Consider the following 14,160-nt stretch of genomic DNA (forward strand, 5'->3'; position numbering starts at 1 on the left):
CTTAACCACCGGCAACCGCCGCTCGCAAAAACAGCGGCGGCTATCGCATTTTTGCTGTGCAATCTTGGAATTATTTAGTTAAGCTGCTATTGGTAGTTTGAATAAATTATTAGCCCAGTGAATTGATAGCCAGTGGAGTTGCTTAATGGACAAAAGACAATTTATAAAAAGCTGTGCCCTGACCGCCGCCCTGTTACCGCTGGCCGGTTGCAGCAGTGTATTGGCCGCACCTACAGGCGGTAATAACAAGCGCCTGTTACCACTGGCGTTAAACAAAGGCGATACCGTCGCCCTGGTTAGCCCCTCTAAAGCCACCGATGAAGCCCTGGATTTACAGATTGCACAGGAGGTGATGCTGGCGCTTGGTTTTAAGGTAAAAACCGGCAAACACCTTGCCGCCCGCCGTGGCCATTTGGCCGGTACCGACGCAGAGCGTGCTGCCGACATTAATGCCATGTTTGCCGACAAAGAGGTAAAAGCCATTATCTGCCTGCGCGGTGGCTCAGGTGCAGCCCGTTTACTGCCTTTGCTGGACTACAAGCTTATTCGCAACAACCCCAAGGTTTTACTGGGTTATTCCGACATTACTGCGCTGCATAATGCTATTCATGCCCAAACCGGTTTAGTCAGCTTCCATGGCCCTAATGGCACCGGTAGCTGGAACAGCTTTAATGCTGATCAGTTTCAGCGGGTATTTTTCGATCGCGAGTTAATGCAGTACCAAAATGTGCTGGACGCCAAAGACGAGCTGGTAGCCCGGCAAAACCGTACGGTAACCATTACCGGCGGTAAAGTGCAGGGTGAACTGGTAGGGGGTAACCTTACGGTGTTAACCGCACTGGCAGGCTCACCTTATTTGCCTGATTTCAGCGGTAAAATTTTGTTTTTAGAAGATGTAGAAGAAGCCCCCTACCGCGTAGATCGCATGCTAAGCACACTAAAACTGATGGGCGCACTGGATAAAATTGCCGGTTTTATTTTCGGTGAATGCACCGCCTGCCGCCCCAGCGGTGGCTACGGCTGGCTGACAATGGATCAGATTTTTGACGATCATATTAAACCGCTGAATATACCGGCCTACCGTGGCGCCATGATTGGCCACATACGCCAGCAGTTTATTGTGCCGGTAGGTGGCCGCGTTGAGCTGGATGCCGATGCCGGCAGCTTCCGTTTATTGGAAAGCGTGTTTCAGAGTTAATGCTGACCAGTAGAGGATTCGGATTACTCTAAGCCGACCGTTGCAGGCCAGGATGCTGACAAATTCGCCGGGAGCGAATTTGAACAGCTGTGCTGGTCCGCAGGATAAACTTCATGGATGAAGTTTATAATCGAGCCTACAGGGAAGTATTTACGGCGTGTCGGTGTGAGTAATGCGGATCCTCCTACTACTGAACGTCTAAGCTGGAAATCCCGCTATGCTCGCCACTGCAACTATGATGGGCAATCCTGCCCATCCCCCTTCGGGCCAGCTAACGCTGTTTAAATTCTTTCCCTAAGAATTTGTCGCAAGCCATCCTTGGCTTGCTCAGACACTCTGTGGCTGCGCTATCGGGACACCAGCTTAGCGCGTTGCGCAGCGTCACCACTGCATCATGCCTGAATGATTATCTCTCCCAGTAAGCCTCTTCCAGGCTGTCTTCCCGCTCAGGTAAGCCCTTGGATAAACGCGGTGCATTTTGTACCAGAATTTCATAGCTAACCCGGTTAGCGTACTTACAGATCTGTGCAAATGAGGAATACGCCAGATACGGCTGCTCATGCTTGCCTGACAACGGCTGCACCTGCTTGTGAAAATGATTTGCCGCCATATCATGTAATATTGCCGACAGCGCCCCATCGCCAGCGCCGTTAGTGTTTTTAATCCGCTCCGGCCCGCCTAAATACGGGTCGATATGCGAATATACTTTTAGTGGCTTGACACAGTTGGCATGCAGCATCGGCCGGCTGAACTCATACTGGTTAAAATCGGCCAGGCTGGCCGATTTAATCGGGTTACTGCTTTCACGTTTTACATTGTCGTCGGTATGGCCACACAGGTACAAGCCCTCAGGCCCGGCAGTGATCAGCACCATATCTGTGTGATCCAATATTGCCTCGGCGGCTTTAAGCGGATCGGCAAAACCGGTTAAGGCTTCAGCCTCCAGTTCGTTCATTGCCAGTACGTTAACGTAATCTTTAATGGTGAGCAGAATTTGCCCGCGGTTTTCTTCTACCAAATGCCGGGTGCCCAGGCTCATTACCACCGGCACATTATGCGCTTTGGCATCCTGCAGGGCTTTTAACATCGCCTGCTGAATGGGCTGATCTTTAGCGCGTAGCGGGTAAGCACTAACCACAAAGGCCGCAGCCCCGGCAATGATCTCAGTAGGAATGTAATCCGGGCTTAGCTCGTCCATATCGCTGGGGTCAATAACAAAGGTACGCTCGCCGTCCGGTGTTATCATGGTAATACCCCGGCCAATATCACCGGCCACGCCCTGTAAATGGTTCATATCTACTTTCGAGCTGGTGTGGCAAACATAGTGATACGCCGGTGAGCCCAGCGCAATATTGGCCGACATAACCCCCAGCAGCACTGATTTATCATCAGCCAGTACAGAATAATTGTGAATAGTATTGCCGATAGTACCACCGGCGAAATGATCTGATATGGCCTGCTGCGCTACCAGTTCCTGATAAATAAGGTTGGCTTTACCGTGCTCAACAAGGTTAGATAAACCTTTGCGGATATTATACTTTTGCAGAAATTCATCGCTAACGCTGGCAACTACATCAACAATAGTTTGATCCAGGCCAACGATATAAGTATCCAGCTCCGGCCGCACTTCAAAGCTGGGTAGCTGAGGTTTGGGCTGGGACACCGGGAAATAATGTTTAATTTTACGCAGGCCGGGAAATTTCATTTGTTACAACACCACTGGCACGCCGTTACCGGCAAAGAGCGGCATTGTAACAAAAAAACGGTTGAACGTAATGTTGAATCAGTCAGCAGAACCGGCTTGTTCCACAGATAAAAACTATTCTGTGCTGTGGCGTAAAAATACCGGTTCGTCAGCGCTTGATTGCTCAGCACTATATTGATATCCCGCTAAATCAAAGCCTTTCAGTTGTTCTGCTGTAGTCAGACGCTTTTCAATGATATAGCGCGCCATCAGGCCGCGGGCTTTTTTGGCAAAAAAGCTGATAATTTTATACTGGCCGTTTTTAAAATCTTTAAACACCGGTGATATCAACCGGCTCTGCAGCAGCTTAGGTTTGACCGCCTTAAAATACTCTTGCGACGCCAGGTTAACCACTACCTCAGTTTGCAATGTACTAAGCTGCTGGTTTAACTGTTCAGTAATACTGTTTTGCCAAAACGCATATAAGTCTTTACCATGTGGGTTTGCCAGTTTGGTGCCCATTTCCAGCCGGTAAGGTTGCATTAAATCCAGTGGCCGCAGTACACCATATAAGCCACTTAAAATACGCAAATGCTGCTGGGCAAAGGCAATGTCGTCTGCAGTTAAACTGGCAGCATCCAGCCCCTGATACACGTCACCGTTAAAGGCAAATAAGGCTGCTTTGGCATTGTCTTCTGTAAAAGGCAATTGCCACTGCGCAAAACGGGCAGCATTTAAGCCCGCCAGTTTATCGCTGATATGCATCAGTGAGGATAAATCAGCCGGAGTCAGGGTTTTACAAATTTCGGCCAGTTGCTGGCTTTGTGCCAGCATATCCGGCTGGGTAACAGGCAGTGGCTTTGCCAGCGGCTGAAAATCAAGATCCTTTGCAGGAGATATAAGCAACAACATAGATAATTCCGGTATTCTTCAAGCTCTATTAATCGGGGTACTGTTAATCAAACCTGTGCAATCAGGCTGGTTAATCAAGCTGCCTAATCAAGGTACAGCTCTGGCAACTGCGGCAACAGCTGAGCCAGACGCTGCTGGTTAGCATGGGTTAAAGCAGTGTTTTCCAACGCACTGAGCACTGCCTTAGCCAAAGGCAACAAGGCTTTATGTGCCGGCAACTGGCCTAGTACCTGTAGCAGGTTAAGTGCCAGCCCGGCATTACACGGCATCAGCAAAAACGCCTGGCGTAGTTTTACCAGTGCGGCTTTTACATTACCTTTTTGCACAGCGTCCATACCGGCCTGGTTTAAATCGCGCAGTTGCGCTCTGAGTTCTGTTTCACGCAGCACAGCTTGTTTGGCTAGTAAACGCTGGCAACAACCCGACAGATCATCCGCAGCAAAATCAGCACTTTTTAGCACGGCAAGGTGCGCTTCAGCCTGTTTAGTATCGCCCAGAGCAAAAGCCAGACGGGCTTTGTCCAACTCGGCGCCAACATGCACAGGTTTGCTGGCAACGGTAACAAGGTTTAATTGCTGTCTGGCATCGGCCACATTGCCCTGCAATAAACTGATACGCGCCCGTAGTACAGCTATTTCGGGCTCTATAATATCTGTGACCAGCTTTTGTGGCATATTCGCCAGGGCTTCACTGCTTTTTTTCAGTGCGCCGGTAAAGGCAGCCAACTCGGTGTATTGTGCCTGCTCCAGTAATAAGCGGCTTAATTGCAGATAGCAATCAGGTGCGTCAAAAGCGGAAAAACGAAACTGCTGAACCAGTTTTTGTAAATATTTACTGCTATCTTCCTGCTGGCCGTTAAGCTGTAATACATCTGCCAGGGCGTAATGTGCCGCCATATTGGTAGGTTGTAGTTTTAGCAGTTCGGTTAGTTGTTCCTGTGCTTTGGCTAAGTCAGCCTGCAACAAATAACACCGGGCCAGCCACTCTATAGCTTCAGGGCGAATATCATCCTGCTCCGCCAGCTGCAGTAATAACTGCTCAGCATTGTCCCATTGCTGTAGTTTTACCATGGTGGCGGCAGCACCCAGGCGGGCCCAGCTAAAATCGCGTTGTTGCTTAATTTTGCTGTACAGCTGTGCTGCAGCGTTATATTCGCCTTGTGCCAGCAGCAGTTCGCCTTTTAAGCGCAGGGCCTGCAAGGGGTTTGCTGAACCGGCTTTTAGGGCTTCATCCAATTCCAGCAAGGCGTTGGCTAAATCGGCCTGCTTGATGGCCTGATAAACCTTACGCAGTGCAGTGCGGTTTTGCCAGGCTTTAGCCAGCCGTTTTTCCAGCTCTACATAGGAGAACGGCTTTAATACAAAATGATCGGGGGTACCCTGCAATACACCAAACATTGGTAAACGTTGTGGCTCGGTACTCATCAGAACAAAACAGCAAGCGGTTTTAATCGCCCCAAGTGCAGATAACTCGTTAAACAACTGCAGTGCGTCTTTACCGTCGCCCAGATTAAAATCAGCCAGAATAAAGTCAAAGCTGTGCCGTCTGGCCGGAGATATAGCCTGCATTGCGTCGGCAACAGCGGTAATATCATCGAAACCTATTTGCTGTAACATGCCCTTAATAGAGGCACGCACCGGCTCACAGTCTTCGATTAACAGAAGTTTTTTACTTTTATAAAAGCTGGTTTGGAAGATCATCGAGATCCTGTGCTAATTTACACCGAAACAGACTATGGACTTTTAAGCCCGGCAAAAACAGGCAATATAGTAACTTACTTTACGTCACGCAACGCTAATGTAGTTAAAATCCGGTTAGCACCGAACTTTGTTGTAATATTCCTACATTAATTGCTTATTAAACGCTACATCACTAGAATGTGATCAAAAATACGGTAATAAAACAATATGAGCGACTTACTTACCCAGCTAAAAGCAGTGACCACCGTAGTGGTCGACAGCGGCGATTTGACCGCCATTGAGCAGTTCCGTCCGGTAGATACTACCACTAATCCCAGCTTATTGTTAAATGCCAGCCAACTGGAATTTGCCAAGCCTGTGTTAGCCGGTGCGGTGGCCTATGCCAAAAGTAAAGCCAGCACGGCTGAAGCCCGGCTTAGCCTGGCATCAGACAAATTTGCCGTTGATATTGGCACAGCCATCAGTAAGCTGGTGCCGGGCCGGGTATCTACCGAAGTTGATGCCCGCTTGTCTTTTGATACTGATGCCACCATAGCTAAAGCCCGCCAATTAGTTGCGTTGTACAAAGAAAACGGCATAGGCACTGAGCGCATTCTGATAAAAATTGCCTCTACCTGGGAAGGTATTCAGGCTGCACGCCAGTTGGAGCAGGAAGGTATTCAATGTAACCTGACGCTGCTGTTTCATATGGCTCAGGCCCGCGCCTGTGCTGAAGCCGGTGTCTATTTAATTTCACCTTTTGTGGGCCGCATTCTGGATTGGTACAAAGCCAGCACTGGCCAGGATTACACCAGCGAAACGGATCCCGGCGTAATATCAGTACGTGAAATTTACCGTTTTTACAAACAACATGGTTTTAAAACCGTGGTGATGGGCGCCAGCTTCCGTAACGTAGGCGAAGTATTAGCTCTGGCCGGTTGTGACCGCTTAACCATCAGCCCCGGCTTACTGGCTGAACTAAGCCAGCAGCAAGGCAAGCTGACCGTGCATTTAACCGATAACGGCGCCTCCAGCCCTGCACCGGAACAACTGAGCCAAAGCCAGTTCCGCTGGGCATTAAATGAAGATGCTATGGCCACAGAAAAACTGGCTGAAGGTATTCGCAAGTTTGCTATTGACCAACGTAAGCTGGAGCAACTGATCCAGCAGGCACTTTAATCACACATTTTTCAGGGGAGTAGAGTATGTCAGGTTCCACATTGTCTGGTCTTAAACAGCTGGCAGCAAAACACTTTTCGTTACGCCAGGCGTTTAATACCGATCCCGGCCGGGCCAGCCGTTTTAGCACTGAAGCTTGTGGTATTACCCTTGATTACTCGAAAAACCTGATTGATGACCAAAGCTGGCAGGCGCTGCAACAACTGGCGGCACAAAGTAATATTAAGCCAGTGCTGCAGGCAATGCTGGCGGGCGACAAAATTAACAACACCGAACAGCGCACAGTATGGCATACCATGCTGCGAAAAACTGATGTGACAGGGCTTGAGCTTGATGGCGAAGATATCGGTAGCGCTATCGCCGATTGCCGCGCCAGAATGACAGCGCTGGTCAGCCAGTTACACCGGGGTGAATATAAAGGTTACAGCGGCAAAGCCATAACTGATCTGATCTGGGTTGGCATTGGTGGCTCGTTACTTGGCCCGCAAATGGCGGTAGAAGCATTAACACCTTATCACTGCAGCCCGGTTAAACTGCATTTTGCCGGTAATATTGATGGCGCTGTAGTATCCGATGTGGTGAAACACCTCGATCCGGCTACTACCCTGGTGTTTGTTGCGTCTAAATCATTCGGCACTGAAGAAACCAAGCAAAACGCGCTGGCAGTGCGCCAATGGTTTAAAGACAATGGTGCAGATGCCGCTGCTATTGCACGGCATTTCTGGGCTACGTCGTCTAATATTGCCGCAGCCGCAGAGTTTGGTATTGTCGAGCAAAATATTCTGCCGATGTGGGATTGGGTTGGCGGGCGTTACTCGTTATGGTCAGCCATTGGCTTGCCGGTAGCACTGATGATTGGCAACGAACATTTTGCCCGGTTGCTTAACGGCGCTGAAGCCATGGACGAGCACTTTATCAACGCGCCGCAGGCTGAGAATATGCCACTGACACTGGCACTGCTGGGCATTTGGTACATTAACGGCTTTGGCTGCCAGGCGCAGGCTTTACTGCCGTACAGTCATTATCTGCGCTTGCTGCCCTCTTATGTGCAACAACTGGACATGGAGTCTAATGGCAAGAGCGTTGATACTAACGGCCAGCCATTAACTGACGCTACCGCACCGGTAATCTGGGGCGACGCCGGTACTAACGGCCAGCATGCCTACCATCAGTTATTGCACCAAAGCGCGCTGGCTGTGCCGGCCGATTTTATTTTGCCACTGAAACCGGCGCATAGCTTAACCGATCACCACCAGCGTTTGGCGGCGCATTGTTTTGCCCAGACACAGGCATTAATGCAGGGTAAAACACTGCAGGAAGCCACAGACGAATGCCTGGCAGCAGGTATGACGGCCCAACAGGCTGCAGAGTTAGCGCCGCATAAAGTATCACCGGGTAATAAGCCCAGCAATACTCTGCTATTGCCGGAATTATCGCCTTACTATGTTGGCGCTTTAATCGCGTTGTATGAGCATAAAGTATTTTGCCAGGGCGTGTTATGGCGCCTTAATTCGTTTGATCAGTGGGGGGTGGAGCTGGGCAAACAGCTGTCCGGCCCGATTTATCAGGCATTAAGCGGAGCTGATGCCACTAAACTGGACAGTTCGACCCAGGCATTAGTTAAGGCATTTTTACAATCTAAGTAAGCTAAATAATCTGGGCCTGTCATAGTGTTGTCACTTAGTTGTTTTATTTTGATGCAAAATGTGGTAAATCATTTGTTGAAAATAACAACAACTATCGAACAACTATCAGAGAGGCCAAACTATGGAAAGCTTCGAAGACTTACTGAATATGTTGGAACGCCCCGCCGCGAAACCGCGTACGGTAAAGCGTAAGTGGCGTGAAATTGAACAGCTCAAAGAGCGCCAGCGCCTGAAAAGGGAACTGAGCGATATTGACTGGACCATTGAACCTGAATTAGCTGATATCGAATTGTAAAAAAACGCCCACTGGCAACAGCGGGCGTTTTTTGCTTTTGAGCCAGATTGGATTACAGCTGCCAGTTAACCGGGGTTTTACCTTGCTTAACCAGTAGCTCATTTGCCAGTTTAAAGTGGCCACAACCTAAAAAGCCGCGATGAGCAGACAGCGGTGACGGATGCGGTGCTTCCAGCACAAAATGGCGTTGCCGGTCGATCAGGCGGCCTTTTCTCTGCGCGTGTGAACCCCAAAGCAGAAATACAATACCTTGGCACTGTGCACTGATTTGGGCAATCACCTTATCGGTAAATTGCTCCCAACCTAAGTGACGGTGTGAATTAGGCTCAGTTGCCACCACAGTAAGCACGGTATTAAGCAGCAATACCCCTTGCCGCGCCCAGCTTTCCAGACAGCCATGCTGCGGGATCTGAAAATCGGCATATTCCAGTGCCAGCTCTTTATACATATTTTGCAGTGATGGTGGCACCCGAACGCCCTGGCGCACAGAAAACGCCAGGCCATGCGCCTGGTTCGGTCCGTGATAAGGATCCTGCCCCAGGATCACCACTTTAAGGTTATCCGGCTCGGTTAGTTTAAAGGCATTAAATACATCACTTTCAGGCGGATATATCACCTGTCCGGCCTGACGCGCCTGTTTTACCTGCTCCAGCGTAGCAATAAAATAAGGTTGGGTTTTCTCCTGCCCTAACAGCTGTTGCCACGGCATCAGACTTGCTCCAGCTTTAACAGCTCTTGCTGCAACACGGTAAAATCTGCCGGAATGTCTTTACTCAGCCCCTGCTCTGAGGCACAGCGCGCCAACACTTCCGGCAAGGCTATCGGGGTACCCAGAATATTTTCAACCTGCTCTTTAAACTTAGCCGGATGAGCAGTACCGAGGAAAATACCGTATTCGCCTTGCTGCAGGCTGCGTTTTAATGCTTTAAAAGCCACCGCGGCATGCGGCTCGCTTAAATAGCCAAGCTGAGATAATTGCCGCACACCAAATACGGTGTCATCTTCGTCTACCATTACCGCCTCAATATCAGTGCGTTTAATGACGCCTTGTGCCAGTAATGCCTCTACTCTTGGCCAGTTGTTTGGTGCCGCAACATCCATCGCATTTGACAGTGTGGCAACGGTTGTTTTTGGCTGCCAGTTACCACTGCGCCAATAACGCGGCACGGTGTCATTCGCATTAGTCGCCGCAACCATACGTTTAATGGGTAAGCCCAGCGCTTTGGCAATTAAACCGGCAGTTAAATTACCAAAGTTACCACTGGGCACCGCAATCACTATCTGGCTACGCTTATCGGCAGGCACTTGTGCTACCGCTTCAAAGTAATAGCAAATTTGGGCAAATAAACGGCTGATATTAATAGAATTAGCCGAGTTAATACTGAGTTTTTCTACCAGTGCTTTGTGATCAAACACCTGTTTCACCAGTGCCTGACACTGATCAAAATCGCCCTCTACCGCCAGCGTGGTGATATTTTCACCCAGCGTGGTAAACAGCTTTTCCTGTAACGGGCTGATTTTACCTTTAGGGAATAAAATCACCACCTGCACACCACTCTGGCGGTAAAAAGCATGCGCCACGGCCGCGCCGGTATCGCCCGACGTTGCCGTAACAATAGTGGTTTTCTTTCCGCCCTGCGCCTTTGCCAGCGCCTGCGCCATAAAGCGGCCGCCAAAATCTTTAAATGCCAGAGTCGGGCCGTGAAACAACTCAAGGCAACTTACGTCGTCGGTTACCGGCACCAGTGGCGCAGGAAAAGTAAAAGCACTGCTAACCATCTGCGCAACTTCTGCCTGGCTTAATTCGTCACCGATTAACGCCTGTAAAATAACGCTACTGCGTTCAACTAAAGGCATATCCAGCAGTTTATCAATATCCAGTTCAGGCCAACTGGTGGGGAAAAATAAACCTTGCTGTTGCCCCAGCCCCTGGCGTACTGCCTGTAAAAAACTCACCTGCTCAGCAGGTACTTTAATATTTGTTAACATCGTTATTCTTTCCTACAGCGTCCGTGCGCCAGCCAATGATAAGCGACAAATTTGTGTAGTCGCGTCCTGATTCTTTTCATAATGCCGCGATAAATAGCCAGCAGCAAGCTGAGCCTGCGCTTCATTGCGGCATAATGCAAATAAGGTAGGGCCAGCCCCTGAGATACCCACATGCAACACCCCTTCAGCCATTAACGCGGCTCTTAGCGAAGGCAGTTCAGGTATCAGCGGTGTGCGCGCAGGCTCAGCCACCAAATCCTGCAAGGCTGCACCGGCGTCTGTTTCATCCCCAGCATACAGCGCACTGACAAAACGGCTTAACATACCGGCAAAAGCAATGCTGTGGGGCAAACTTAACTGCTGTGGCAATACTGCGCGTGCAGCCTTGGTCGATAGCACCGTGCCGGGGTAACTCAGTACCACCCGCCAGTGTTCAAACCAGGGTAAAGCACGACAAATATGCGGGCTTTGCGGCAACATCAGTTGCAGTCCCCCCAAATACGATGGTGCGACATTATCATAATGCACGCTGCCACTGACACCGCCTTCCGCCTGCGCCATCAGTTGCAACAATTCAGCTTCAGATAACGGTTTACCAAAGTATTCATTAAATGCATAACAAGCTACAACTATTGAACAGGCACTTGAACCCAGGCCACTTCCCACCGGCAGGTTTTTATGCAACCGCAGCGCCAGGCGCGGTAAGGTACGCCCCAGCTTTTGTTCAAAGGCATAAAAGCAGCTGAGTACCAGATTATCCGTAGTGTTTGCCGGTAACTGATGCAGATACCGGCCAACAATATCTAAGCTCAGCTCTGCCTGCTCAGCGCAAATATCCAGTACATCGCCAAATAATTCACCATTTACCGGCTCAAAAGCAGCACCTAACAGGTCAAAACCAACCGAGAAATTACCGGTAGAGGCCGGGGCGTAATAACGCTTTACATAAGAAAACTGCTGCATCGTTATTACACCTGTTGTTGCCAGCCGAGGGTACGCATAATATCGCTGAATACCCCTGCTGATGTTACCGCCGCACCGGCACCATAACCACGCAGTACAAACGGAATAGGCTGGTAATAACGGGTATGAATAGCCAGCGCATTTTCACCGTCTTTCACTTTGGCCAGCGGATGGTCTGCCGCCAGCGCCTTAATCGCTACCCGGCATTTGCCGTCTGCAATTTCGCCGATGTACCTCAGTACTTTACCTTCGGCTTTGGCGGCGTCAATCCGTTTGGCAAAGTTGTTATCAAGCTGCGGTAAGGCAGCGATAAAATCATCTGTGCTGGCACCTGCAGCAAAATCTGCCGGCAATACCGATTCTACCTCAACATCGCTAAGCTCCAGCGCCATGCCAGCTTCACGCGCCAGAATTAACAGCTTGCGCGCAACATCCATGCCGGATAAGTCATCGCGCGGATCCGGCTCGGTAAAGCCCATTGCCCGGGCTTTTTTAGTGACATCAGACAGGCTGACACCAGCCTCAAGCTCGCCAAAAATATAAGATAACGAGCCTGATAATATCCCTTCAAAGGCCAGCAATTCGTCACCGGCATTGAGTAACCCCTGTAAAGTATCAATAACCGGTAAACCGGCACCAACTGTGGTTTCATACAAAAACCGGCGCCGATGTTGCTGTGCCAGCTGTCGCAGTTGCTGGTAATAAGCATAAGAAGCCGTATTGGCTTTTTTATTTGGGGTTACTACATGAAAGCCCGCAGCAATAAAATCTGCGTACTGCGCAGCCACCTGCTCTGAGCTGGTGCAATCTACCAATACCGGATTAGTCAGATGATGTTGCCGGGCAAACTGGTTCAGTGTATCCAGAGAAAACGCCTGTTTCGCCTCTGCCAGCTGTGGCTGCCACTGCGATAAATCAATACCGTCACTGTGCAACAACACCGCCTTGCTATTGGCTATGCCGTACACCGTTACTTTAACCTGGCGGCTATGCAAAAAAGCCTGCTGGCGCTGAATTTGCTGCAGCAGCTCGCTACCTACCACACCGCAGCCAACCAGAAACACATCAATACTGGGGATATGGCTGAAAAAGTTTTCATGGCACACTTTTACCGCGTTTTTACAGGCTGCCTGCTCAATAACCGCCGAAATAGAACGCTCGCTGCTATCCTGCGCTATAGCAACAACATTAACCCGCGCCTGCGCCAGCGAAGCAAAAAACTTCGCTGCAACACCACGGTGCTGGCGCATACCGTCACCAACCAGGCTGACAATGGCCATGTCAGACAAAATACTCAGCGGGCGCAGCAAACCGGTTTGCAATTCTAATTCAAACTCTTGTTGCAGGGCATTTTTGGCTGCCGTTAAATGCAACTGCGGCACGCAAAAGCTGATGCTGAATTCTGATGATGACTGAGTGATCAGGCTGACAGAAATATGCGCCCGAGCCATTGAAGCAAATACCCGGCTCGCCATTCCCACCACACCTTTTAAACCCGGGCCCGATACCGTAACCAGCGCCAGATGCTCAAGGCTGGAAATACCTTTAACCAAGGCATCACCTTCACCGTTATTATCTATACAGGTGCCTGGCGCTGATGGATTAAGGGTGTTTTTAATAAAACAGGTAATATTGTACCGCGCCAGTGGGCCTATAGTTTTCGGGTGTAATACCTTGGCACCAAAATATGATAACTCCATTGCTTCGTCGTAAGACAATCGGTCAATTAGCTTGGCATTTTTGACCTGGCGTGGATCAGCGCTATAGACACCATCTACGTCGGTCCAAATCTCGCAGGCGCTGGCGCGGATACTGGCGGCAACAATAGCACCGGAGTAATCAGAGCCGTTACGCCCCAGCAAGCATGTTTCGCCCTGTGCATTACTGGAAACAAAACCGGCAATCACGTACACCTGTGCACTCTGGCTGGCAATAGCATGTTGTAACGTCAGTTCTGATGCAGCAATATCTGCCGTGGCGTTTAAATAATCACCGCTGCTTTTCACCAGTTTTACACCATCCAGTGCAACCACCTGCAGCTGTTTAGCACTTAAGAGCGCAGTCATCAGGGCAACGCTGAATTGCTCGCCCAACCCCAGAATTTGCGCTTTAATATGGTCCGGACAATGTCTGAGTAACTGAATACCGGTAAGCTGGGCCTGCAATTGCTTATGTTGCTGGCTGATAACCTCTTTTAAACCGCTTAATTCCGCTGTGGGAAATAACGCCAGAGCTTCGCTGGCCAGCGCCTGATAGCGCTGCTGCAACTGCAGCAATAACGGGCTGAAATCCGACCCCAAATAAGCTAAATCGGTTAGCTCAACCAGCGTATTGGTTACGCCCTGCGGCGCTGATAACACCAGACAAATACTGTCTGTTGCCGTTTGCTGTTGCGCTATCTGTGCAACCCCGGCAAAACGGCTTACTGACGCCAGTGACGATCCGCCAAACTTGAGCACCCTCATTTTAAACTCCTTCGCTTAATTTACTGTTATTGTCAGTTATCGCGAGACCTGGTTATTCGGCAACAGCTCCGCATAACAGAGCCAAAAAAAAGACCCGTGACATTTGAGGTCACGGGTCTTTTTTACAGACAACACACCGCCGACCTCCTA

11 protein-coding genes are annotated in these 14,160 nt (G+C 49.8%); 4 read left to right on the forward strand and 7 right to left on the reverse strand.

What is annotated here, in order from left to right:
• Positions 1 to 145: 145 nt before the first annotated feature.
• A complete protein-coding gene (locus J3B89_RS05530; protein WP_215396520.1) occupies positions 146 to 1,198 on the forward strand; it encodes a S66 peptidase family protein in 1,053 nt (350 codons plus the stop codon).
• 406 nt (positions 1,199 to 1,604) lie between these two features.
• Here the strand turns inward: J3B89_RS05530 and J3B89_RS05535 are convergent, their stop codons facing one another.
• From J3B89_RS05535 to J3B89_RS05545, 3 genes are all read right to left on the reverse strand, one after another.
• A complete protein-coding gene (locus J3B89_RS05535; RefSeq protein WP_215396521.1) occupies positions 1,605 to 2,903 on the reverse strand; it encodes an inosine/guanosine kinase in 1,299 nt (432 codons plus the stop codon).
• 114 nt (positions 2,904 to 3,017) lie between these two features.
• Positions 3,018 to 3,794, reverse strand: a complete 777-nt coding sequence (yaaA, locus tag J3B89_RS05540) for a peroxide stress protein YaaA (protein ID WP_215396522.1) — start codon at positions 3,792 to 3,794, stop codon at positions 3,018 to 3,020.
• 83 nt (positions 3,795 to 3,877) lie between these two features.
• A complete protein-coding gene (locus J3B89_RS05545; protein ID WP_215396523.1) occupies positions 3,878 to 5,494 on the reverse strand; it encodes a tetratricopeptide repeat protein in 1,617 nt (538 codons plus the stop codon).
• Between the two features lie 207 nt (positions 5,495 to 5,701).
• Between J3B89_RS05545 and tal the strand changes: the two genes are divergently transcribed.
• The 3 genes from tal (at position 5,702) to J3B89_RS05560 (ending at position 8,593) form a co-directional block, all read left to right on the forward strand.
• Complete coding sequence (tal, locus tag J3B89_RS05550; protein ID WP_215396524.1) at positions 5,702 to 6,652, forward strand: transaldolase; 951 nt, start codon at positions 5,702 to 5,704, stop codon at positions 6,650 to 6,652.
• Between the two features lie 26 nt (positions 6,653 to 6,678).
• Positions 6,679 to 8,298, forward strand: a complete 1,620-nt coding sequence (pgi, locus tag J3B89_RS05555) for a glucose-6-phosphate isomerase (RefSeq protein WP_215396525.1) — start codon at positions 6,679 to 6,681, stop codon at positions 8,296 to 8,298.
• Positions 8,299 to 8,419: 121 nt separating this feature from the next.
• Positions 8,420 to 8,593 carry a DUF3545 family protein gene (locus J3B89_RS05560; RefSeq protein WP_215396526.1) on the forward strand — a complete coding sequence of 58 codons (174 nt, stop codon included), beginning with the start codon at positions 8,420 to 8,422 and terminating at the stop codon, positions 8,591 to 8,593.
• A 52-nt stretch (positions 8,594 to 8,645) separates the two neighbouring features.
• On the opposite strand, the gene ung is transcribed toward J3B89_RS05560, so the two are convergent.
• The 4 genes from ung to thrA are packed head-to-tail and all read right to left on the reverse strand — an operon-like array spanning position 8,646 to position 14,010.
• Positions 8,646 to 9,302, reverse strand: a complete 657-nt coding sequence (gene ung, locus J3B89_RS05565; protein WP_215396527.1) for a uracil-DNA glycosylase — start codon at positions 9,300 to 9,302, stop codon at positions 8,646 to 8,648.
• Positions 9,302 to 10,582 carry a threonine synthase gene (gene thrC, locus J3B89_RS05570; RefSeq protein ID WP_215396528.1) on the reverse strand — a complete coding sequence of 427 codons (1,281 nt, stop codon included), beginning with the start codon at positions 10,580 to 10,582 and terminating at the stop codon, positions 9,302 to 9,304. Before thrC ends, ung begins: the two co-directional genes overlap by 1 nt.
• Positions 10,583 to 10,594: 12 nt before the next feature.
• Positions 10,595 to 11,545 (reverse strand): homoserine kinase, encoded by a 951-nt coding sequence (gene thrB, locus J3B89_RS05575; RefSeq protein WP_215396529.1) that lies wholly within the window; start codon positions 11,543 to 11,545, stop codon positions 10,595 to 10,597.
• Between the two features lie 5 nt (positions 11,546 to 11,550).
• On the reverse strand, positions 11,551 to 14,010 hold the full coding sequence (thrA, locus tag J3B89_RS05580) for a bifunctional aspartate kinase/homoserine dehydrogenase I (protein ID WP_215396530.1): 2,460 nt from the start codon (positions 14,008 to 14,010) through the stop codon (positions 11,551 to 11,553).
• Positions 14,011 to 14,160: the final 150 nt, after the last annotated feature.

Origin of the sequence: Rheinheimera oceanensis, from assembly GCF_018831085.1 — a bacterium.
GTDB lineage: Bacteria > Pseudomonadota > Gammaproteobacteria > Enterobacterales > Alteromonadaceae > Alishewanella > Alishewanella oceanensis.